General features: G+C 69.2%; 20 protein-coding genes. 10 read left to right on the top strand and 10 right to left on the bottom strand.

The features are described 5' to 3' along the window. The first annotated feature begins 15 nt into the window (after positions 1–15). Complete coding sequence (locus KXD97_RS30310; protein WP_260754694.1) at positions 16–1,383, top strand: HNH endonuclease signature motif containing protein; 1,368 nt, start codon at positions 16–18, stop codon at positions 1,381–1,383. Here KXD97_RS30310 and KXD97_RS30305 read toward each other — a convergent pair whose 3' ends face one another. From KXD97_RS30305 to KXD97_RS30295, 3 genes are read right to left on the bottom strand one after another with little or no spacing between them, the layout of a single operon-like run. Further along, positions 1,384–3,606, bottom strand: coding sequence for a cation-translocating P-type ATPase (locus KXD97_RS30305; RefSeq protein WP_260754693.1), 2,223 nt, complete (start codon positions 3,604–3,606; stop codon positions 1,384–1,386). Beyond that, positions 3,603–3,749: a hypothetical protein gene (locus tag KXD97_RS30300; protein WP_260754692.1), complete on the bottom strand. Its 147-nt coding sequence runs from the start codon at positions 3,747–3,749 to the stop codon at positions 3,603–3,605. The genes KXD97_RS30305 and KXD97_RS30300 overlap by 4 nt, the downstream gene beginning before the upstream one ends. Positions 3,750–3,754: 5 nt before the next feature. Next, positions 3,755–3,961, bottom strand: coding sequence for a heavy-metal-associated domain-containing protein (locus KXD97_RS30295; protein WP_260754691.1), 207 nt, complete (start codon positions 3,959–3,961; stop codon positions 3,755–3,757). A gap of 116 nt (positions 3,962–4,077) precedes the next feature. On the opposite strand from KXD97_RS30295, the gene KXD97_RS30290 reads away from it, so the two are divergent. Continuing rightward, a complete protein-coding gene (locus tag KXD97_RS30290) occupies positions 4,078–4,689 on the top strand; it encodes a DUF305 domain-containing protein (RefSeq protein WP_260754690.1) in 612 nt (203 codons plus the stop codon). Positions 4,690–4,698: 9 nt separating this feature from the next. Continuing rightward, complete coding sequence (dtd, locus tag KXD97_RS30285; RefSeq protein ID WP_260754689.1) at positions 4,699–5,130, top strand: D-aminoacyl-tRNA deacylase; 432 nt, start codon at positions 4,699–4,701, stop codon at positions 5,128–5,130. Position 5,131: 1 nt separating this feature from the next. Here dtd and KXD97_RS30280 read toward each other — a convergent pair whose 3' ends face one another. Continuing rightward, positions 5,132–6,037: an AIM24 family protein gene (locus KXD97_RS30280; RefSeq protein ID WP_260754688.1), complete on the bottom strand. Its 906-nt coding sequence runs from the start codon at positions 6,035–6,037 to the stop codon at positions 5,132–5,134. A 76-nt stretch (positions 6,038–6,113) separates the two neighbouring features. On the opposite strand from KXD97_RS30280, the gene KXD97_RS30275 reads away from it, so the two are divergent. Both KXD97_RS30275 and KXD97_RS30270 read left to right on the top strand, forming a co-directional pair. Beyond that, positions 6,114–6,314 (top strand): hypothetical protein, encoded by a 201-nt coding sequence (locus KXD97_RS30275; RefSeq protein ID WP_260754687.1) that lies wholly within the window; start codon positions 6,114–6,116, stop codon positions 6,312–6,314. Between the two features lie 64 nt (positions 6,315–6,378). After that, positions 6,379–6,945, top strand: a complete 567-nt coding sequence (locus KXD97_RS30270; protein ID WP_260754686.1) for a hypothetical protein — start codon at positions 6,379–6,381, stop codon at positions 6,943–6,945. A 59-nt stretch (positions 6,946–7,004) separates the two neighbouring features. Here KXD97_RS30270 and KXD97_RS30265 read toward each other — a convergent pair whose 3' ends face one another. Beyond that, the gene (locus KXD97_RS30265; RefSeq protein WP_313901332.1) at positions 7,005–8,909 is read right to left on the bottom strand and encodes an ABC transporter ATP-binding protein; all 1,905 of its coding nucleotides are present in this window, start codon (positions 8,907–8,909) and stop codon (positions 7,005–7,007) included. Further along, positions 8,906–10,648 carry an ABC transporter ATP-binding protein gene (locus KXD97_RS30260; protein ID WP_260754685.1) on the bottom strand — a complete coding sequence of 581 codons (1,743 nt, stop codon included), beginning with the start codon at positions 10,646–10,648 and terminating at the stop codon, positions 8,906–8,908. The genes KXD97_RS30265 and KXD97_RS30260 overlap by 4 nt, the downstream gene beginning before the upstream one ends. A 125-nt stretch (positions 10,649–10,773) precedes the next feature. Here KXD97_RS30260 and KXD97_RS30255 point away from each other — a divergent pair, with 125 nt between their 5' ends. Both KXD97_RS30255 and KXD97_RS30250 read left to right on the top strand, forming a co-directional pair. Beyond that, on the top strand, positions 10,774–11,382 hold the full coding sequence (locus KXD97_RS30255; protein WP_260754684.1) for a DUF3558 domain-containing protein: 609 nt from the start codon (positions 10,774–10,776) through the stop codon (positions 11,380–11,382). Beyond that, a complete protein-coding gene (locus tag KXD97_RS30250) occupies positions 11,379–11,924 on the top strand; it encodes a DUF3558 domain-containing protein (RefSeq protein WP_260754683.1) in 546 nt (181 codons plus the stop codon). Before KXD97_RS30255 ends, KXD97_RS30250 begins: the two co-directional genes overlap by 4 nt. Before the next feature lie 3 nt (positions 11,925–11,927). On the opposite strand, the gene KXD97_RS30245 is transcribed toward KXD97_RS30250, so the two are convergent. Then, complete coding sequence (locus KXD97_RS30245) at positions 11,928–12,446, bottom strand: histidine phosphatase family protein (protein WP_260754682.1); 519 nt, start codon at positions 12,444–12,446, stop codon at positions 11,928–11,930. Positions 12,447–12,559: 113 nt separating this feature from the next. Between KXD97_RS30245 and KXD97_RS30240 the strand changes: the two genes are divergently transcribed. Together KXD97_RS30240 and KXD97_RS30235 are read left to right on the top strand one after the other, a co-directional pair. Further along, the gene (locus tag KXD97_RS30240; protein WP_260754681.1) at positions 12,560–13,711 is read left to right on the top strand and encodes an exonuclease SbcCD subunit D; all 1,152 of its coding nucleotides are present in this window, start codon (positions 12,560–12,562) and stop codon (positions 13,709–13,711) included. After that, positions 13,708–16,356 carry an AAA family ATPase gene (locus tag KXD97_RS30235; protein ID WP_260754680.1) on the top strand — a complete coding sequence of 883 codons (2,649 nt, stop codon included), beginning with the start codon at positions 13,708–13,710 and terminating at the stop codon, positions 16,354–16,356. Before KXD97_RS30240 ends, KXD97_RS30235 begins: the two co-directional genes overlap by 4 nt. A 111-nt stretch (positions 16,357–16,467) precedes the next feature. Here KXD97_RS30235 and KXD97_RS30230 read toward each other — a convergent pair whose 3' ends face one another. Continuing rightward, entirely contained in the window at positions 16,468–17,682 is a 1,215-nt protein-coding gene (locus KXD97_RS30230; protein WP_260754679.1) for an acyl-CoA dehydrogenase family protein, read from the bottom strand. Between the two features lie 112 nt (positions 17,683–17,794). Between KXD97_RS30230 and KXD97_RS30225 the strand changes: the two genes are divergently transcribed. Beyond that, positions 17,795–19,033, top strand: a complete 1,239-nt coding sequence (locus KXD97_RS30225) for an alpha/beta hydrolase (RefSeq protein ID WP_260754678.1) — start codon at positions 17,795–17,797, stop codon at positions 19,031–19,033. Here the strand turns inward: KXD97_RS30225 and KXD97_RS30220 are convergent. Then, on the bottom strand, positions 19,023–20,729 hold the full coding sequence (locus tag KXD97_RS30220; protein WP_260754677.1) for an ABC transporter family substrate-binding protein: 1,707 nt from the start codon (positions 20,727–20,729) through the stop codon (positions 19,023–19,025). The two genes, KXD97_RS30225 and KXD97_RS30220, sit on opposite strands and share 11 nt — an antisense overlap. Positions 20,730–20,740: 11 nt before the next feature. After that, the gene (locus KXD97_RS30215) at positions 20,741–22,576 is read right to left on the bottom strand and encodes an ABC transporter ATP-binding protein (protein WP_260754676.1); all 1,836 of its coding nucleotides are present in this window, start codon (positions 22,574–22,576) and stop codon (positions 20,741–20,743) included. Positions 22,577–22,617 lie beyond the last annotated feature (41 nt).

Below are 22,617 nucleotides of genomic sequence, written 5' to 3'. Positions count from 1 at the left end.
ACTAGTGTTCGAGGTATGGAGTTGGTGTCGGAGGCGGTGGGGGCGATCGTCGAGCAGATCGGTGTGCTGTCCAAGGCCGCCGATGAGCTCTCGCACCGCGAGTTGGTCGGGCTGCTGGCCGAGCTGACCACGGTGTTGCGCAGCGTGCCGGCGCTCGAGCACAAGGTGTTGGCCCGGTTGATCGAGGAGACCGAGCCGCATCGGCTCGGGGAATCGTCGTGGAAGGGCGTTCTGACCACCTCGCTGCGGGTCAGTGGCGCCGAAGCGGGGCGGCGGCTGCGACGGGCCAAAATGCTCGGGCCGCGGCGGGCGATGACGGGCCAGCCTCTTGCGCCGGTGTGGGAAGCCACCGCCGCCGCCCAGGCTCAGGGCGTGCTGGATGACGAGCACATCACGGTCATCGCGAAGTTCCACCAGAAGCTACCCGCCTGGGTGGATGTGGACACCCGCGCGGCCGCCGATGCCCACCTGGCCGCCCTGGGCTCGGGTCTGGGTCCCGACGAGCTCGATGCGGCCGCGGGGCGGTTGTTGATGATGATCGATCAGGACGGCCCCGAACCCGCCGACGACGAGGTGGCCCGGAAACGCTGGGTGAAGATCGGCAAGCAGCAGCGCGACGGGTTTCGCAAGCTCTCCGGCTACCTGGACGCCGAACTGGGCGCCTACCTGGAGGCGACCCTGGCCAAAGAGGCCGCCCCCGGGGCCAACATGCCCGACCAACAGCCGGGCGAGGATGGGGCACCGGAGACCGCGTGTGGCGATACCCGCACCGAAGGGCAGCGCAATCACGACGGCCTCAAAGCCCTGCTGCGCCGCACCCTCGAATCCGGACAGCTGGGCAGCCACAACGGGTTACCAGTGACCGTGATCGTCTCGACCAGCTTGCAGGAACTGGAAAAGGGGGCCGGGGTGGCGGTCACCGGCGGCGGCTCGCTGCTGCCGATGCCCGATCTGATCCGGATGGCCGCCCGCGCCCACCACTACCTCTACGTCTACGACGAACACACCGGTCAAAGCCTCTACCTCGGCCGGGCCCAACGGCTGGCCAACGCCGCCCAGCGGATCGTCCTGCACGCCCGTGATCGTGGCTGCACCCGGCCCGGCTGCACCGTGCCGGGGTACTGGTGCCAGGTCCACCACGCGGCCGCGGACTGGAAAAACGACGGCCAGACCGACATCGACGACCTCACCCTGGCCTGCGGACCGCACAACCGGATGATCGAGAACACCGGCTGGACCACCACCAAAAACGCCAAGAACCAGACCGAATGGCACCCGCCACCCGAACTCGACGCCGGCCAACACCGCACGCAGCTGATCAATGGCTACCACCACCCCGAACGCCACCTACTCCCCGACAACGAGGACGACGACGATCCGTGATCAGCGGGACGGCGTGAACGCGCGCAGCCGAAGGCTGTTGCTGACCACGAACACAGAACTGAAAGCCATCGCGGCGCCTGCGATCATCGGGTTGAGCAGCCCGGCAGCGGCCAACGGCAGCGCCGCGATGTTGTAGGCGAACGCCCAGAACAGGTTGCCCTTGATCGTGCTCAACGTCCTGCGGGACAACCGGATCGCGTCCGGCACCGCCCTCAGGTCGTTGCTGACCAGCGTCAGGTCACTGGCCTCGATCGCGACGTCGGTGCCGCTGCCCATCGCCAACCCGAGGTCGGCTTGCGCCAGCGCCGCTGCGTCGTTGACGCCGTCGCCGACCATCGCGACCACCTTGCCGCTGTCCTGGAGGCGTCTGACGGTGTCGACCTTGTCCTGTGGCAGCACGCCGGCGACCACCTCGTCGATGCCGACCTCGGCGGCGACCGCGCGTGCGACCGCCTCGTTGTCACCTGTCACCATGATCGGCGTCAATCCCAGCTGCTTCAGCAGCGAAATCCCCTCGGCGGAACTGGGTTTGATCGCGTCGGCAACCATCAGCACGCCGCGGGCGCGACCGTCCCAGCTCACCACGACCGCTGTCTGGCCGTCAGCTTCGGCGCGTGCCACCACGGCGTGGACGTCGTCGGGGATGTCGGCCGAGTGCTCCACCAGCAGGCGGGACCGGCCCAGCAGGACCGTCCGGCCGTCCACCTCACCGGACACCCCGAGGCCCCGCAGGTTGGTGAACGCCGCGACCTCGGGCAACTCGCCGAGCTTTTCGCGTGCGCCGGTGGCGATGGCACGGGCGATCGGATGCTCCGACGGGTTCTCCACCGCGCCGGCGATCCGCAGCACCTCGTCGGGCTGCTCCCCGTCGGCGGCGAACACGTCAACCAGCGTCATGTTGCCCGTCGTCACCGTGCCGGTCTTGTCGACGATCACCGTGTCCACCCGGCGGGTGTCCTCGAGCACCTCGGGACCCTTGATCAGGATGCCGAGTTGGGCCCCGCGGCCGGTGCCGACCATCAGCGCCGTCGGCGTCGCGAGGCCCAGTGCGCACGGGCACGCGATGATCAACACCGCGACCGCTGCGGTGAACGCCGCGGCCGGTGAGAACCCGCTGCCGATCCAGAAGCCCAGGGTGGCCACCGACAACGCGATCACGATCGGGACGAACACCCCGGAGATCCGGTCGGCCAGCCGCTGCGCCTGCGCCTTGCCGTTCTGTGCGTCCTCGACAAGGCGTGCCATCTGCGCAAGCTGCGTGTCGGCGCCCACACGTTCGGCACGCACCACCAGACGGCCGTCGACGTTCACCGTCGCTCCGACCACCTGGTCGCCGGGGGCCACCTCCGCCGGCACCGATTCGCCGGTCAGCATGGACGCATCGACCGCCGAGGCGCCCTCCAGCACCACGCCGTCGGCGGCGATCTTCTCGCCCGGCCGCACCACGAACTCGTCGCCGATCGCCAACTGGTCGATCGGAATGCGTTGCTCTGCACCGGCTCTGCGGACGGTGACTTCGCGGACGCCGAGCTCCAGCAGCGCCCGCAGCGCGGCTCCGGCACGTCGTTTGGCCCGCGCCTCGAAGTAGCGGCCCGCCAGGATGAACGTCGTCACCCCGGCGGCGGCTTCGAGGTAGATGTTGGCGCTGCCGTCGGTGCGGGCAATGGTCAGCTCGAACGGGTGCGTCATCCCCGGAACACCCGCCGTGCCCCAGAACAGCGCATAGACCGACCAGCCGAACGCGGCGAGCGTGCCGATCGAGACCAGCGTGTCCATCGTGGCGGCTCCGTGGCGCAGATTCGTCCACGCCGCCTGATGGAACGGCCAGGCGCCCCACACCACCACCGGCGCGGCCAGCGTCAGCGACAGCCACTGCCAGGAGGTGAACTGCAGCGCCGGCGCCATCGCCATCGCGATCACCGGGATCGAGAGGGCGACGCAGATCAGCAAGCGGCGCTTCAGCGCGTCCGCCGGATCGTCGGGATCTGCGGCGGCATCTGCCGATTCGGCCGGGGGCTGCGGCAGCGCAGCCTGGTATCCGGCGGATTCGACCGCCGTGACCAGCTGTTCGGGGGTGATCTGCTGGTCGTATTCGACGCGCGCCTTCTCGGTCGCGAAGTTCACCGTGGCGCTGACGCCGTCGAGCTTGTTCAGCTTCTTCTCGACCCGCGCCGCGCAGGACGCGCAGGTCATCCCGCCGATGGTCAGTTCGACCGTGTTCATCGATGCACGCCTCCGTGATGGTCGCTCGTCGCGGGGGCCACGCCGTCGGGCGCGGGTCCGAAGGTATGGCCCACCCACAGCGACGCCGCGAACACCACGGCGAGCATGGCGAGGAAGGTGGCGATCTTCACCGGGGTGGTCATCACGGTCAGCTCGCCAGCGAGTAGCCGGCCTCTTCGACCGCCGCGCGGATGACCGAGGGGTCGACCGGGTCGTCACTGTCGATCGTGACCGTACCGTTGGTGACGTCGACGTCGACCCCGACAACGCCGGGGATGTGGACGAGCTCGGCGCGCACGGAGTTGGCGCACCCCCCGCAGCTCATTCCCTCGACGGTGATGGTGGTGGTGCTCATCGGGCTCCTCCCGCATTGTCTGAACTTTATGTACCATACCCCCCTAGGGTATCGAAGTCACACGAAGGGAGCGCAAGTTGCTAGCGAAACGCAGTCTGCAGGTCGGGGCGGGCGCAATGGGGGCCACCGTCGCTCTGCTGTTGTCCGGCTGCAGCGATGTGGGAACGCAGACCGCCGAAGATGACCACGCGACCCACGCACACGAGACGACCTCCCAGGCGGCCGCAGGTGAGCACGGCCACAACGAGGCCGATACGGCGTTCGCGCGCGACATGATCCCGCATCACGAACAGGCCATCGTGATGAGCGACATCATCCTGGCCAAACAGGGCATCGACCCCCGGGTGACGGAACTGGCCGAGCAGATCAAGGCCGCTCAGGGTCCGGAGATCGACACGATGCGTCAGTGGCTGAACCAGTGGGGCGCCCCTGCGGCCTCTGGCCACGAGGGCCACGACATGGGTGGCGACATGGGAGGCGACATGGATCACGCCGCGATGGGGATGATGACCGACGCGCAGCTGGAACAGTTGCGTCAGGCGCAGGGCGTCGACGCCGCCCGTCAGTTCCTGACCGGGATGATCGCCCACCACGAAGGCGCGGTCAGGATGGCCCAGACCCAGGTGGACACCGGGCAGTCCGCGGACGCCACGCACCTGGCGCACGAGATCATCGACACCCAGCAGCGGGAGATCGCCACCATGAAGGAAATCCTGGGCTCCCTGTAGGTTCACCGGATGCGCATCCTCGTCCAGCGGGTGACCTCGGCTCGGGTGACGGTGGCCGGCGAGACCGTCGGCGAGATCCATCCACAACATCAGGGTCTGCTCGCGCTCGTCGGCGTCACGCACGACGACGACCCCGCCAAGGCCCGCCGGATGGCCGAAAAGCTGTGGTGGCTGAGGATTCTCGACGACGAGATGTCGGCCGCCGATGTCGGGGCGCCGATCTTGGTGGTCAGCCAGTTCACCCTTTACGGCAATACGACCAAGGGGCGACGGCCGACGTGGAACGCCGCGGCGCCGGGTTCGGTCGCAGAGCCGTTGGTCGATGCGTTCGCCGCGGCGCTGGCCGACCTCGGCGCCGAGGTGGCCTGTGGCGTCTTCGGCGCCGACATGCAGGTCGAGCTCGTCAACGACGGGCCGGTCACCGTGATGCTCGAACTGTGACCTACTGCGGGGTGGTGACCGGAATCCCTTCGGAGGGTTGGACGATCACGAACCCGTTGCCGTAGAACGACACCTGCATCGCCTCACCTGAGCCCCGGCCGATCAGCGCCCCGGCCTTGAAGCTGGTCTTGAGCTGCGTCTGCAGGTTCGCCGACCACGCGACCACGGCGTTGGTGTCGGCGAACGTCGGGGCCTCGGCGGCGTTGAGCACCACGGGCGGGCCGTCGGTGGTCAACGCCACCCATCCGGTGCCGCGCAGCATGGTGTTGAACAGTCCGCCTGCGACCATGCTGCCGCCCTTGACCCGCTCGATGTTCCAATCCAGGCTCGTCGAGAAGGCCAGCACGTTCTTGCCGCTGATCGACAGGCCGGAGTTGGTCAGGTTGAGCAGGTGCACGTCGTAGGCGCGGTCGGCCAGAAACACGTCCCCCTGCCCCTGGCACCGCATCAGCGGAAGGCCCTCGCCGGTCAGCGCCTTCTTCAGGAACTTCGAGGCGCCACCGCCCTCGAACGCGAAATCCACGTTGCCCTGGTAGGCGACCATCGAGCCCTGCCGGGCCATGAAGGGCTCGCCGAGCCGCACCCGGAGCAGTTTGGTGTTCTGGTTCGCGATCGGTTTGGCTTCCTTCTCGCTGAAGCGCCCGTCGACGAGATCGCCGCTGATCCCGGCGAATCCGTCCGCTCCGCCAGGAACCGCCTGCGCCTGATGCTGTCCGGGATGTTGCTGCGGCGCCTGTGGACCGGGTTGTTGCTGGGGCGCCCCCGGTCCGGGGGCGCCGCCCAGCGGCGCGCGCTGCAGTTGTCCGTGATGAGAGACCTGGTCCGTCCACTGCCGTCCGTCATGCCACCGGTAGTCGAACCGGCCCTCGGGATCGGGCTGCCAACTGCCTTGTCCGGGTCCTGTCATCGCCGCCTCCTCGGGTGGGTCGTCTTGGTTTCACCCTATGACCGTCGCGGCGGTGCTCAGCTGGCATTCTGGCGATATGGCCAAGGAAATCGACCGCCGGCGCGCCCAGGGCGCCCTGGCTGTCATCAAGGAGCATCCGGCGATGGTGTTGTTCGCGCTGTCACCGGCGCTGGCGGCACTCGGGCTGGTGTGGTGGTTGCTGGGGGCGGGATGGGCGATTGCGCTGTTCGTCGTTCTGGCTGTCGGCGGGGGTGTCCTCGTGCTCGGTAAGCGCTGACCTGCTGATTCAGCTCTCGGCGAACCCGGAACCGCCGCGCCTTTAACGGTGTAAGCATGTAATCATGCGACATCATCCTCATGGCCGACGCGCCGGCCGCTCCGGCGGCTGGCAGCAGGCCGATCAACCCGATGCGGCGGACGCCGGCGAATGGTTCGCCGGACGCCTGCCCGACGACTGGTTCGCCGGTGACCCCGAGGTCGTCGTCGACCGCGAGGAAATCACCGTCATCGGTCGTCTCCCCGAATCCGACAACCCCGAGAGCGAAGCCCGCGCCTCCGGCCGTGCCGCCCGCTTCCGCGAGCAGACCCGCGCCGAACGCATGCAGATCGCCGACGAAGCCGAGGCCCGGTACGGGCGCAAGGTGTCGTGGGGCGTCGAGATTCCCGGTGACGGTCAACCGGAGCGAATCCTGTTCACCCACCTCGCGGTTCCGGTGATGACGCGGCTGCGGCAGCCTGAGCGCCGGGTGCTCGACACGCTCGTCGACGCGGGCGTCGCCCGGTCCCGCTCCGATGCCCTTGCGTGGTCGGTGCGGCTGGTCGGCGAGCACGCCGACGAGTGGCTGGGCAAACTCCGTGCCGCCATGCGCGAGGTCGACGACCTGCGGGCCGAGGGGCCGCAACTCTAGGCGCCCCGCCAGCCGGGGGTGACCGCCACGTACGTGGAGTTCAGCACAACGCTCACTCGTCAGCGGCCGGCCATCATCCAGTACTCGCCGTGCCGGGCCATCAACTCGTCGTGGGTGCCGCGTTCGACGATCCTGCCCGCCTCCATGACCAGGATCGTGTCCGCATCCCGGATGGTGGAGAGCCGGTGCGCGATGATGAAGCTCGTCCGGTCCCGCCGCAGCCGGCTCATCGCCCGCTGGATCAGCACCTCGGTGCGGGTGTCCACCGAGCTGGTCGCCTCGTCGAGGATCAGCAGCCGCGGTTGCGCCAGCACCGCGCGGGCGATCGTGATGAGCTGCTTCTCCCCGGCGCTGATGTTGGTGCCGCCGTCGTTGATCCGCGTGCCGTAGCCGTCGGGCAGGGTCTGCACGAAACGATCGACGTAGGCGGTCCGGGCCGCTTCGAGCACCTCGTCGTGGCCGGCCCCGGGACGGCCGTAGGCGATGTTCTCGTAGATCGTGCCGGCGAACAGCCAGGTGTCCTGCAGCACCATGCCGATGCGTGACCGCAGCGACTCGCGGCTCACCGAGGTGATGTCCACGCCGTCGAGCAGGATGCGGCCGGCGTCGACGTCGTAGAACCTCATCAGCAGGTTCACCAGTGTGGTCTTGCCTGCGCCGGTCGGCCCGACGATCGCGACGGTGGTGCCGGGGTCGACGACAAGGCAGAGATCTTCGATCACCGGGACGTCGGCCCGGTAGCCGAACCGCACCCGGTCGAACTCCACCCGCCCGGTGCGTCCATCGTCGCCGGCCGGCAACGTGACCGGCGCATCCGGGGGCTCCTCCTCGGCGTCGAGGAGGTCGAAAACCCGTTCGGCGCTGGCGATCCCGGACTGCAGCGTGTTGTACATCCCGGCGATCTGGGTGAGCGGCTGGTTGAACTGGCGGACGTACTGGATGAACGCCTGGATACCGCCGAGCGTGATCTGCCCGGTGGCCACCTGGACCCCGCCGAGCACCGCGACCGCGACATAGCTCAGGTTGCCGATGAAGATCGTGGCCGGCGACACCAGCCCCGACAAGAACTGGGCCCCGAAGCTGGCGCGATAGACGTCGTCGTTGAGTTCGGTGAACTGCTCCTCGGCCCGGGTGCGGTGGCCGAAGGTCTTGACGACGGTGAACCCGCTGTAGGTCTCCTCGATGTGCGCATTCAGCCGGCCCGTATTGGTCCACTGCGCGACGAACAGCGTGCGGGACCGCCGGGCGATCGAACGAGTCACCCACAGCGACAGCGGCACCGTGACCACCGTGAGCAGCGTCAGCATCGGCGAGATCGTCAGCATCATCACCAGCACACCGATCACCGTCAGCACCGAGGTCAGCAGCTGGGTGATCGACATCGTCAGGGACTGCTGCAGGTTGTCGACGTCGTTGGTGACCCGGCTGAGCACCTCGCCGCGCTGCCGCGAGTCGAAGTACCGCAGCGGCAGCCGGTGCAGCTTGTCCTCGACATCGGAGCGCAACATCACCATGGTGCGTTGAACCACCACGTTGAGCAGCCTGGCCTGCACCCAGACCATCAGGGCGGCAACCAGATACAAGCCCAGCGCCAACGCCAGCGTGCGCGCCACAGCCCCGAAATCCACCCCCTGCCCGGGCACGACGTCCATACCCGAGAGCAGGTCGGCGAACGTGCCGTCACCGCGAGCCCTGGCGGCCTCGACGGCCTGCTCCTTGGTCTGGCCGGTCGGCAGCTGCCGGCCGATGACGCCGTTGAACAGCAGGTCGGTCGCGTGCCCGAGGATGCGCGGGCCGATCACCCCGACGGCGATGCCGCCGATTCCGAGCAGCATCACCGCGACGGTCAGTCGGCGGTGTGGTGTCAGTCGTCGCAACAGCCGCAGCGCCGACCCCTTGAAGTCCCGGGACCGGGTCTGCGGGGGCTCGTTCATCCGCATCGGGCGTGCCAGCGGGCCGCTCACCGCTCACCTGCCGGCACCGCTTGCGAGTCCGCGAACTCCCGGTAGGGCTGGCAGGTGCCGAGCAGGTGCTCGTGGGTGCCGGCGCCCACCACCCGACCGTCATCGACGACGACGATCAGGTCGGCCGCGGAGACGGTCGAAATCCGTTGCGACACGATGATGACGGTGGCCGAGGCGGAGACCCCGCGCAGGTGGTCGCGGACCCGCGCGTCGGTGTGCACGTCCAGTGCGGAGAACGCGTCGTCGAACAGATAGATCGCCGGATCGCGAATCACCGCACGGGCGATGGCCAGCCGCTGCCGCTGACCGCCGGAGAAGTTCATCCCGCCCTGGGCCACCGGCATCGACAGCCCGTCGGGATGGGCGGCGACGAAGTCGTCGGCGCACGCAACGCGCAGCGCCGCCCACATCTGGTCGTCGGTCACGACCCGTCCCGGGGGCGCACCCAGGGCCAGATTGTCGGCGACGGTGCCGGAGAACAGGTAGCCGCGCTGGGGCACCAAGCCGATTGCCGCCCAGAGGTGTTCGATGTCCAGGTCGCGCACATCGACGCCGTCGACGCGCACCGCACCCGCGGTGACGTCGTAGAGCCGGCAGATCAGCGACACCAGGGTCGACTTGCCCGAACCGGTGGATCCGACGATCGCGGTGGTGGTCCCGGGCCGGGCCGTGAACGTGATGTCCTGCAGCACCGGACGGTCAGCGCCGGCGTAGCTGAACGTCGCGGCATCGAACCGGATTTCGCCGGCGATCGGTGCCGACGTCGTCGCGGCGGGGGAGTTGGTGATCGCCGGTTCGGTCGCCAGCACCTCAGTGATCCGCTCGGCGCACACCGACGCGCGCGGAAGGATCACCAGGATGAACGTCGCCATCAGCACCGCCATCAGGATCTGCATGAAGTAGGACAGGAACGCGATCAGCGAACCGACCTGCATCTGACCGGCGTCGATGCGCATGCCGCCGAACCAGATCAGGGCCACGCTCGACACGTTGATCACCAGGGTGGTGGTCGGCAGCATCAGCGCCTGCCAGCGGCCCGCCTCCAGCACACTGTCGGACAGCGCCGTATTGGCCTCGGCGAATCGGTTGCGCTCGAACGGTTCCCGGGCGAACGCGCGAACCACGCGCAGACCGGTCAGCTGCTCGCGCATCACCCGGTTGATCCCGTCGATCTGGCCCTGCACGCGGCGGAAGATGGGTAGCAGGTGCGACACGATCCAGTAGTTGGCCAGCGCCAGCACCGGCACGCTGACCACCAGCAGCCACGACAGTCCCGCATCCTGGTGGATCGCCATCACGATGCCGCCGACGCTCATGATCGGCGCGGTGACCAGCATCGTGCACGTCAGCTGAACCAGCAGCTGGATCTGTTGCACGTCGTTGGTGGTGCGTGTGAGCAGGGAAGGGGCGCCGAAGCGGGCCGTCTCCTCCGCGGAAAAGCCCGTGACGTGGTGGAACATCGCCGAGCGCAGGTCGCGGCCCACCCCCATGCCCGCGCGCGACCCGAAATACACCGCGCCCACCGCGCACACCACCTGCAGCGCGGTCACGGCGAGCATGACAAAGCCGAGTTCGACGATGCGGCGCAGGTTTCCCTGAGCCACACCGTCGTCGATGATCGCGGCGTTGACCGTCGGCAGGTACAGCGTGGCCAGTGTGCTGACCACTTGAAGCGCCGCGACGATCGTCAGCAGGCGGCGGTAGGGCCGTGCGTACCGGCGGAGCAGCCCCCAGAGCATCTGGCTACTGTCGCACACCGGCCGCGCCGCCCGAGGCCGGGGCGAGCCCGAACTCCACCTGAGAATCCGATAAAGAGGCAGGTCAGTCGGCATGTCGGTGGTTGAGGGCGAGGGCTGCCGCTACAGTGCATGGCGTGAACCCCAGCTTCCGCGGACACCGTCGGCCGACGGTGTCGGTCATCGCTCCCCGCGCACGTGGGGCGCTGGCCGTCGCCGTCGCCGCCATGCTCCCCGTGCTCGCCGGGTGCTCGGACTCCGAGCCGCAGAACCCGGCCATGCCGTCGACCGAGGCTCCGCAGCAGAGCGTCACGCACGGACCGTTCTTCCCCGAGTGCGGTGGGGTCAGTGACGAGGAGATCACCAAGCAGACCGAGGTGCCCGGTCTGGTGAACACGGCCAAGACCTCGGTCGGATGCCAGTGGCTGTCCGGTGGATCGATTCTGGGGCCGCACTTCTCGTTCTCGTGGTTCCGCGGCAGCCCGATCGGCCGCGAGCGCAAGACCATGGAGCTGTCGCGGACCAGCGTGGAGGACATCAACATCGAGGGCCACGACGGCTTCATCGGGATCAACGAGGACCCCGACCCCGAGGTCGGCGTGAATCTGTGTGAGGTCGGCATCCAGTTCAACGACGATTTCATCGAATGGTCGATCAGCTACGCGCAGCCGCCCTATCCGGACCCCTGCGAGGTGGCCAAGGAGCTCACCCGCCAGTCGATTGTGAACTCCAAATGACCCGACGCCTGCTCACCGGGGCGGTCGCCGCTCTGGCCGGTCTGGCCGTGCTGACCGGCTGCACGCAGACGGTCGAAGGCACCGCCGCCAAATCCGGCACCGGCACCGTGCCCCGCAATGACAACTCCGAGCGCAAATACCCCAACCTGCTCAAAGAATGCGAGGTCCTCACCGAGGACATCCTCGCGGAGACGGTCGGCGCCGATCCGCTGGACATCCAGAGCACCTTCGTCGGTGCGATCTGCCGCTGGCAGGCCGCCAATCCGGCCGGTCTGGTCGACATCACCCGCTTCTGGTTCGAGACCGGCAGCCTGGACAACGAGCGCAGCGTGGCCGAGCAGCTGCAGTATCAGATCGAGAACCGGTCGGTCGCCGGTATCTCCTCGATCGTCATGCGGCCCAACGATCCCAACGGCGCGTGCGGGGTGGCCAGCGATGCCGCCGGCGTGGTCGGCTGGTGGGTCAATCCGCAGACACCCGGCATGGACGCCTGCGGCATGGCGATCAAGCTGATGGAGCTGACACTGGCCACCCGGGCCTGACTGTCAGCGCGGGACGTGGAAGTCGACCAGCTCGGCGCCACGGAGCGCGAGCTGTTCCCACGCCGCGCCGGTGCGCAGCACCGCGACCGCCGACGTCGGGAACTTCGCCGAAACCGCCTGATAGGCACTGTTGTCGGCGTCCGGGTTGGCGGCCAGCCCCAGCGCCAGCGACGACATCACCGGCTCGTGGCCGATGACCAGCAGCGTCGAGACGTCGCCGCCGAAACGGGTCGGCACGGCGTTGATCTCCTCGATCACGATGCCGGGCGTCGCATCGTAGATGCGGTCGACGTACTGCACCGGCGCGATGATCCCGGTGCGCTCCAGGGTCTGCCGGGTGCGCGTCGCCGTCGAGCACAGCACAGCGTCCACCGCGCCCACGTTCGTCCTGATCCAGTCGCCGGCTAGGGCTCCCTCACGGACGCCCCGCGCCGCCAGCGGGCGGTCGTGGTCGACGACCCCGTCCGGGTAGTCCGACTTGGCGTGGCGCAGCAACAGAAGGGTGCGTCGGCGGTCGCTCATCCATCAACCGTAGGCCATGCCGGTGCGCGTCCACGGACTTGTCGGAGCCCGGCCCTACAGTAGCCATGCCATGACAGACACAGCCGGCGACGACGCGGAGGGGGCGGGGCGAGATGCGTTTTCTGCACACTGCTGACTGGCAGTTGGGGATGACCCGTCATTACCTCAACGGTGATGCGCAGCCGCGCTATTCGGCGTCCCGGCGCAGTGCAATCTGCGCGCTGGGGCAGCTCGCCGCCGAGGTCGGGGCCGAGTTCGTCGTCGTCGCCGGCGACGTGTTCGAGCACAATCAGCTCGCCCCACGTGAGGTCAGCACCGCCCTGGAGGCGATGCGCGCCATCTCGATCCCGGTCTATCTACTGCCCGGCAACCACGATCCGCTGGATGCGTCGTCGGTGTACACCAGCGCGCTGTTCGCCTCCGAGAAGCCCGACAACGTGGTGGTGCTGGACCGGCCCGGCGTCCACGAGGTGCGGCCGGGGCTTGAGCTGGTGGCCGCGCCCTGGTTCTCGAAGGCGCCCACCACCGACCTGGTCGGCCGGGTGCTCGACGAGCTCCCCGGCGGCACCGAGGTCACACGTGTCGTCGTCGGGCATGGTGCGGTCGACATCCTGGTGCCGGACAAGGACCGGGCGTCGCTGATCGGGCTCGCGGCCGTCGAGGCAGCGATCGCCCGCGGCGCGGTGCACTATGTCGCCCTGGGGGACAAACACTCTCGGATGAGTGTCGGCGCCACCGGCAGGGTGTGGTACTCGGGCTCACCCGAGGTCACCAACTACGACGACATCGAACCCGATCCCGGCCACGTCCTGGTCGTCGACATCGACGAAACCGACGGGAGCCGACCGGTCCAGGTGGACGCTCGCCGGGTCGGCACGTGGCGGTTCATGTCGCTGCGGCATGCGGTGGACAACAGCCGCGACGTCGCGGACCTCGACATCAATCTCGACCAGATGCCCGACAAGGAGCGCACGGTGATCCGGCTGGGCCTGACCGGGTCCCTCACGGTGACCGACCGGGCTGCGCTCGACGCGTGTCTGGACCGGTATGCGCGGCTGTTCGCGGCGCTGGTGCCGTGGGACAAGCAGACCGACCTTGCGGTGATACCCGCCGACGGGGAGTTCGACGACCTCGGGATCGGGGGCTTCGCCGCGGCCGCTGTGGACGAGCTGGTGGCCACGGCACGGTCGGCCGGCGAGGACGCCGAGGACGCGCGCGCGGCGTTGGCGCTGCTGCTGCGGCTCACAGAAGGGGGCGCGGCGTGAAGCTGCACCGGCTGGTCCTGACGAACTACCGCGGAATCACCCACCGCGACATCGAGTTTCCCGATCGGGGAGTGGTCGTGGTCAGCGGCCCCAACGAGGTGGGTAAGTCGTCGATGCTCGAAGCCCTCGACCTGCTGCTGGAATCCAAGGACCGGTCCAGCAAGAAAGAGGTCAAGCAGGTCAAGCCCACGCATGCCGATGTGGGCGCCGAGGTGACGGCCGAGATCTCCGCCGGGCCCTACCGGTTCGTGTACCGCAAGCGCTTCCACAAGCGGCCCGAGACCGAGCTGACCGTGCTGACCCCGCGGCGCGAACAGCTGACCGGAGACGAGGCGCACGACCGCGTTCGCGCCATCCTGGCCGAGTCCGTCGACCTCGACCTGTGGCAGGCGCAACGGGTCCTGCAGTCGGCGCCGACATCGGCCGCCGAGCTGGCGGGATGCAACGCGCTGTCCCGGGCGCTGGACGTGGTGGCCGGGGAGGTCGACGAGGTCCCGGCCGCGGGCGCCGCAAACGTCGAGAGCCTACTGATCGACCGGGTCGAGGAGGAGTACCGGCGCTACTTCACCAGCACCGGACGCCCCACCGGCGAATGGGCGGCCGCGACGGCGCGGTTGCGCGCCGCCGACGAGGATGTGGCGCGCTGCGCGGCAGCGATGGCCGAGGTGGACGAGGCGGTGCGCACCCACGCCAGGCTCACCGCGGACCAGGCCCGGCTCGCCGAGGAGTGCACGTCGACCGCGCAGCGGCTCGACGGCGCGCAACGCGCGGCCCAGGTCCTGGGGGTGCTGCAGGGCGAGTTCGAGCAGGCGACGGTGCGTGCCGAGGCGGCCCGATCCGCGCACACCGTGTCCGTGGCGGCGCTGACCGAGCGGCGCCGGTCCCGCGCCGACATCGACGAGCGGACCGCGGCCGTGGCCATGCTGCAGACCGAATCCGACACCGCCGCCGATGAATTGGACACCGCCAAGCAGATGCAGGTGGTGGCGGACGAGGCTGCCGAGCAGGCCCGCGCCGCGGTCAGCGCCAGCCAGGAGCGGGTCGACACCGCGCGTGCGGCGGTGCAGCGACTGGCGGACCGCGAGGAGCTCGACAGGCTCTCCACCCGCATCGCGACGATCGAGCGTCACGAACGTGAGCTCGCCACCGTGCAGAACGATCTCGCGGCGATCACGCTCACCGACGCGCTGCTGGCCGACATCGAAACCGCCGCGGCCGCGGTCGACCGGGCCACCGCCGCCGTCGAACAGACCTCGGCCCGCATCGAGGTCAGCGCCGCCGCCGACGTCCAGGTGCTCATCGCCGGGCAGGAGGTGGTCCTACGTGCCGGTGAGACCTGGTCTGCGGCAACAGGATCAGCGACCGGTATCGACCTGCCCGGGGTGCTGTCGGTGCAGGTGGTGCCGGGCGCGTCCGCGGCGGTCACCCAGTCGGCGCTCGACGGAGCCACGGCGCGGCTGGCCGATTCGCTGCGACGGGCCGGGGTCGACGACGTCGACGCCGCCCGTGCGCTGGACCGGCGCCGCCGCGAACTCCGTGCCGCCCGCCAGCAGGTGCGGGCCATCCTCGAGGCGCTGACCGCCGACGACTCTTTCGATGAGCTGCGGTCCCGCCTCGACGAGCTTCAAGCCCGGATGCCCGCCGTGGAAGGACTTTTCGACAACGACGGGTCACTCGATCCGACGGCCCAGCGGCTGGAACTCGTGGAGGCCACCGCGGCCCACCAGCAGGCCATCCGCGACTGTGAGACACAGCGCAAGGTCGCCGAGGAGGCCGGCCGACTGCTGGCCAAGCGGAGCCTGCACGCGGCCCGGTCGCTGGAGAAGTTGCAGGCCGCGCAGACCGAGCTCGCTGGCGCCGCGCAGCGGCTGGCCGAACAGCGCGCCGCCACCGGCGACGACGAGCTGGCCGTCAAAGCACAAGCCGATGCCGAGGCGGTGGCCGCAGCCGAAGCGGTGGTCGCGCGGCTGGGCGGCGAGGTGGCGCGGCACGAGCCGGAGGCGGTCGCGTCGGCGCTCACCGCGGCCGAACGTGAGGCGTCGGCGGTGAGCGCGCGGCACGCCGAGGTGAGCGAGTCGCTGCGGGAGGTCTCCGCGCAGCTGAAGGTGTACGGCACCGAGGGGCGCAAGGGCCGCCTCGACGCCGCCGAGACCGAACGTGAGCGTGCCGAGGCCGAGTTCGGGCGTGTGCAGCGGCGCGCGCGGGCCGCCCAGCTGCTCAGGTCGGTGATGGGCCGGCATCGCGACGCGCTGCGCCAGCGTTATGTCGACCCATTCCGCGGCGAGGTGGAACGGTTGGGCCGCATCGTGTTCGGCGACAGCTTCGAGGTCGACGTGGATAGCTCGCTGCGCATCGGGCACCGCACGCTGTCCGGGCGGACCGTGCCCTACGAGTCGCTGTCCGGCGGTGCGAAGGAGCAGCTCGGCATCGTGGCTCGGCTGGCGGGAGCGACGCTGGTGGCCAAGGAGGACAGCGTGCCGGTGGTGATCGACGACGCGCTCGGCTTCACCGACACCGACAGGCTGACCAAGATGGCCGAGGTGTTCGACGCCGTCGCCGGCGACGGCCAGGTGATCATCCTGACGTGCAGCCCGCAGCGCTACGCCGGTGTGCAGACCGCGCGCCACATCGAGCTGATCGCCTGATCTCCGCGCACGCTCCCCGCGAGCGTGCGCCCTCCCCGCGAGCGTGCGTGTCTGCGGTGGAAACGCCGCGGAAAATCCGGCAAAAGCGCACGCTCACCGCCGGGAAACCCGTCAGAAGTACGCGTTGGCTGGAATCGCCGTGCCGTGCAACAGGTTCTCGCCGATCACCCTGGCCTTGTAGGCCACCGGATTGTGCAGGGTGATCGTGCGGATGTTGCGCCAGTGCCGGTCGAGGTTGAGCCGCCGGCTCGCCGCGCTGGCCCCGCCGAGTTCGAGCAGGCGCGTGGCGGCCTGCGGCGCGACCTCGTCGAGATGCACCTTCACCTTGGCCGCCTTGAGTTGAGCCTCGGCGGCCAGGTCGGCCTCGGGCACGCCGTTGTTCTCCGAGGCCGTCGCGTCGGCGATCGCCGCGGCCGCGTCGAGCACCACAGCTCTCGCGACGTAAGCGGTGCCGGCGAGCTCACCGAGCTGGCGCTGCAACAGCGGATCATCGGCGGGGCGCTCGGCGACGGCATGGCTGAAGCTGCGGTCCCGTGAGCGCAACAGCGCCACACCGTCGTCGACCACCGACTCCAGGATCCCGGCAACCACCGCGTGGATGAACAGCTGCAGCGCCGCGTACTGCACCGTCGGCACCGGATCAGCGTCATAGGGTATATCGCTGAGCACCTCCTCGGCGGCTACGGCCACGTTCGCAAACGTCGTCGTCCCGGTGCCGGTCCGGCGCTGTCCGAACCCGTCCCAGTCGTCGACGATCTGCACACCGTCGCGGTCGGCGGGCACCACCACGGTGGCCACCGAGTCATGGTCGGTGGTCGCGGTGACGGTCAGGTAGTCGCTGAACAGCGTCCCGGTGCTGTAGTACTTCTCGCCGTCGAGGCGGAATCCGCCCTCGCCCGCCGGTAGCAACCTGGTGTTGAAGACGAGGCTGCCGACTGCGTGTGCGCCCTTCTCGCTGAACGCGTTCCCGAAGATTTTGCCCACGGCGACTTTTCGCAGCCACTGCTGGGCGACCCAGGTGTCGGAGGTGCGCAGGCGCTCCTCGACAAACCAAAAGTGTGTCCGCAAGATGTGCGCCACAATGGGATCGGCGCGTGCGACGTCGATGACGGCGGCGAAGAGCCGGGGCGTTGTCAATCCCGGTCCGCCCAGCCCGGTCGGAAGCCGAAGCGTGCCGAAGCCGGCCCGTTTCAGCGCCGCCACCTGTTCAAAGGGATTCTCGTCGTTGAGGTCTCGATTCCGGGCTCCTTCACCGATCTGCTTGAGCAGGGCGGCGAATTCGGCAGAGCCGGGCAGCAGTGCGGTGATGTGATCCACAGAGGTCATGTCTTGGTTGTACTGACGGGACGGCCCGCGGCACACGCGTTTGGCTCAGCCCGAACGGAACGCTGCACGGGCGGGACGCCGTCGGTGACGGCCTCCGGGCACAATGGCTGTGATGACCATGAACGCCAGACGCCGCCGGGCGCACAACAGGCTTGCCGCGCAGCCCGGGGTGCGACGGGTCCGCAGGCCCGTCGGTCGGGGCGCCGACGAGTTCGACCTGTACTACGTGCGGACCGGGCGCCCGTCGGCCCATCCGGTGGTGGTCATTCCCGGCGGTCCGGGGGCCGCCTCCGTCGCGTTGTACCGGGCGTTCCGGCGGCACGCCGCGGCGGCCGGACTCGACGTCATCATGGTCGAGCACCGGGGGGTCGGCTTGTCCCGGCACGACGACACCGGCGCCGACCTGCCGCCTGAGGCGATGACGGTCGATGCCGCCGTGGACGACATCGCCGCGGTGCTCAACGCCGCCGACGTCGACAAGGCCGTCGTCTACGGCGCGTCCTACGGTTCGTATCTGGCCGCCGGGGTCGGCGTGCGGCATCCGGGCCGGGTTCACGCCATGGTGCTGGACTCGCCGCTGCTGTCGGCCGACGACATCGACGTGGTGCGCACGCAGATCCGTCGGGTGCTGTGGGACGGCGCGGACGGCGATGCCGATCTGGCCGCCAAGGTGCGGCAATTGGACGCCGCCGGCGCACTGACGCCCCAGGCCCTGCTGCTGACCATCGGGTTGTATGAACTCGCCGGCCTCGACGCACTCAGCCGCCAGCTCGACCTGCTGCTGGCCGATCGGGACGGGCTGTGGAAGGTCGCCGCGTTCATCACCAAGCAGGTGACGGAACGCAAAACCCCATACCGGCACGAGCCCGATCTGGTCGAACGTATCGCCTACCGGGAACTGAACTACGGCGCGGTGCCCGACGGCGGACCGGTCGACCCGGCGGTCGCGCTGCGCGACATCGCCGGCGGCGACGTGCATTTCGATGCGCAACCCTACGATCTGCCGTCGGCGATGCCGGAGTTCACCTGGCCCACCGCGGTGGTGTCGGGCGGCCGTGACCTGACGACGCCGCCGCAGGTGGCGCACCGCGTCGCCGCCCTGATCCCGGATTCGGTGCTCGTCGAGCTGCCCACGGCCGGCCACAGCATCCTCGACACCCGCGAACGCGCGGCGCTGTCGATCTGCCAGGCCGTCCACGCCGGCCGTGCCGCCGAACTGTCCCCGCGGGCAAAGGAACTGGACGCTTTACCGGCCAATTTGACGGTGCGGCTGCTGGTCGGCGCACTCGCGGTAGCCGCGCGCGCCGAGTCCGCGCTGCCGGGCGTGCCTGCCCGGACGGCTACTTCATGAACCCGATCGCCGAGTAGTTGATGTCGCCGATGCCGGCGGGCCCGAAGTTGGCCAGGTTGCTGCGGACGGCGACATTTCCGGGGGCCTGGAACAGTGGCAGGCTGTGGCCGACCCCCCAGATCATCGTGTCGAGTTCGTTGGCCAGCACCCGTGCCTTGGCCGGATCCAGCTCGGACAGTGTCTCCTCGATCTTGGCGTCGATCTGCGGGCTGCCGATCTTGCCGTAGTTGCTCTCGCCGTTGGAGGCGTAGATCTGGGTCAGACTGGCGAGCGGGAAAGCATCACCGCCCCAGGCGAACTGGACCATGTCGAAGTTGCCCGGGGTGACGTAGTCGGTGAACAGCGAGCCGCCCGCGACCGGCACCAACTCGAGGTTGACCCCGACCTGCGCGAGCTGGTTCTGCGCGATCTGCGCCACCGCACGGGTGCTCGCCCCGTCGTAGAACACATCGCGCAGCGTCAGCCGTCGACCGTCCTTCTCCCGGAACTGGCCGTTCAGAGTCCAGCCCAGCGCATCGAGTTCGCGCTTGGCTGCCTCGGGGTCGAAGCCGATGCTGTTGTCCTGGTAGCCCTCCTGGCCCGCCAGATAGATGTGGTTGTTCAACGCCGCCGGCGCGTCGGTGAGGCCACGCTGGGTGACGGCTGCGATCGCCTGGCGGTCCAAGGCTTTGGTGATCGCCGTGCGCAGTGCCGGATCGGACAGCGGTGAACCCTCGGCGCCGTTGATCGTCAGGTGATACCAGTTCGGGGCGGGCGCCCGCCGGATCGAGACCCCCTGCGCGCGCCGCGCACGTTCCAGGTCATCCAGGGTGGCCAGGCCCACTGAGTCGATGGCGTTGTTCTCCAGCGCGGGGATCATCGCGGCGTCGTCGAGCACGGTGTAGGTGATGGAGTCCAGCAGCGGTGGCGTGCCCCACCACTTCGGGTTGCGGCTCAACATGATTCGCTGCGCCCCGCGATCGATCGTGCTGATCATGAATGGACCCGCCGACAGTGGCGCCGCGTTGAGCAGGCTCTTGTTGAACGCCTCCGGATCCTGGGTCACCTTCTTGGGCATCAGCATGGCGTTGCCGGCGAACATGCCGCGCCAGTCGGCGAAGTGCTTGGCGAACGTGATGACCGCCTGCCGATCGTCGACGCCCTTGGTGACCGAGGCGACCCGTTCGCTGCCGTTGGGGGAGGCGAACAGGTAGCGCTCGTCCTTGCCGCTGGTGGCGTTGATCTGGGCGGCGAGGTCCTCCCAGGTGATAGGGGTGCCGTCCGACCAGGTCGCCTTCGGATTGATGGTGTACGTGACGACCTGCGGCTCGGTGCTGGTCAGCTCGACGTCGGTGAAGTAGTCACTGTTGACCGTCATCTGGCCGTCGGGCTTGATGACGAACGCCCGCGGCAGCGTCGCGCGCAGCAACCGGCCGAGTTCCCCGAGACTGCCGTCGATGTGCAGATAATTGAGGTTCGGCGGGAAACCGGTCAGTGCCAGCCGCAGATTACCGCCCTGTTGGAGGGTCGCCGGGTCCTGGGGGTTGATGTCGGCGGTCGCGCCCAACTCCGCGTTGCCTCCGGCCGACGGGGCGTCGGACGGGCCGCTGGCGCACCCGGTCACGACCAGTGTCGCGACGGTCCCGACCGCGAGCAGACGCAAAATCGCACTTTTGATGGCCGAACGGTGCGATTTTGTGTCTGCTCGCGAATTCATAGACGTCGACTCTAACCGGGATCGGGTTGCGGGCGGGGGACCGCGGCCAGCAGCCGCCGCGTGTACTCGTGCTGCGGATGACCGAACACCTCGTCGCTGTCGCCCTGCTCGACGATCACGCCCTTGTGCATCACCGCCACCCGATGGGCCAGGTGCCGCACCACGGACAGGTCGTGGGAGACGAACAGATAGGCCAGCTCGAACCGGTCCTGCAGATCCAGCAGCAGGTTGATGATGCCGGCCTGGATGGACACGTCCAGCGCGCTGACCGGCTCGTCGAGCGCCAGGATCTTCGGGCGCAGCGCGAGCGCCCGGGCGATGCCGATGCGCTGCTTCTGCCCGCCGGAGAACTCGGCCGGATAGCGCCCGGCGTCCTCATGGCGCAGCCCGACCACACCCAGCAGCTCGGCCACCCGGTCGCGGATCGAGGTCTTGTCGAATCCATTGGCCTGCAAGGGTTCTGCGAGAACATCGAAGACCGGAAGGCGGGGGTCCAGCGACGCCACCGGGTCCTGGAACACCACCTGAAGATCCCGGCGCAGCGCCCTGCGTGCCCGCCGGTCCAACGTCGCGACGTCCCGCCCGAGCACTTCGATGGTGCCGCCCTGCGGGGCCGACAGGTCCAGGATCTGGTGCAGCGTGGTGGATTTGCCCGACCCCGACTCGCCGACGATACCCAGCGTGCGGCCCTGCGGCAGTTCGAAGCTGATTCCGTCGACCGCGCGCACCTCGCCGATGCGGCGGCGCAGCACCACCCCCTTGGTCAGCGGGTACGTCTTGGTCAGGTCGGTGACGCGGAGCGCGACGGTCTCGGCGGACGGGGTGCTCTCGCGGTGCGGTGCGGTCGACACGTGGTAGATCTCGGCCGCGCTGCGCCCGACGACCTTCTCGTGCCGGATGCAGGCCACCCGGTGGTGGGGGGCCGCGGGCAGCAGTTCCGGCTCGGCGGAACGGCATTGGTCGATCGCCAGCGGGCACCGCGGCGCGAACGGGCAGCCGGGCGGCAGCGCGCTGACCGCCGGAGGCGCGCCCGGGATCGGCACCAGCCGGACACCCGGTGAGGCGTCCAGGCGGGGCGCCGATCCCAGCAGGCCCACGGTGTAGGGCATCCGGCGGTCGCGGTACAGGTCCGCCACCGGCGCGGTCTCCACGGCCCGTCCGGCGTACATCACCAGCGCGCGGTCGGCGAATTCGGCGACCACGCCGAGATCGTGGGTGATGATCAGCACGCCGGCGCCGGTGACATCGCGCGCGGTGCGCAGCACGTCGAGGATCTGGGCCTGCACGGTGACATCGAGCGCGGTGGTCGGCTCGTCGCAGATCAGCAGGTCGGGATCGTTGGCGATCGCGATCGCGATGACCACGCGCTGACGTTCACCGCCGGACAGCTCGTGTGGGAACGCCCGGGCCCGCTGCGCCGGCTGGGCGATCCCGACCATCTCCAGCAGTTCGACGGCCCGGGTCTGCGCCGCCCGCCTGTCGATACCGCGCTGATGAATGCGGATGGCCTCCGCGATCTGGTCGCCGACGGTGTAGACGGGCGTCAGCGCCGACATCGGGTCCTGGAACACCGTGCCGATCTTCGCGCCGCGCACCTGCGACATCTGCCGGTCGGTCAGCCCCAGCAGCTCCTCACCGTGCAGTCGCACCGAGCCGGACACCTCGGCGTATTCGGGGAGCAGACCGATGACGGCCATCGCCCCGGCGGACTTGCCCGCACCCGATTCCCCGACCAGCGCGACGACCTCGCCGGAGTCGACGTGATAGTCCAGCCCGCGCACCGCGGGCACCCGTTCACTGTCGGTCGGGAACGTGACCGTCAGCCCCCGCACCTCGAGCAGGCTCATCGGGGGATCTCTTTCTTCGTGCGGGCGCCCATAAGGTTGCG

The sequence above is a fragment of the Mycobacterium sp. SMC-8 genome (assembly GCF_025263565.1).
In the GTDB taxonomy this organism is placed as follows: domain Bacteria; phylum Actinomycetota; class Actinomycetes; order Mycobacteriales; family Mycobacteriaceae; genus Mycobacterium.
Note: the sequence above shows the minus strand (reverse complement) of the source record. Positions and strands in the feature narration are given on the sequence as shown.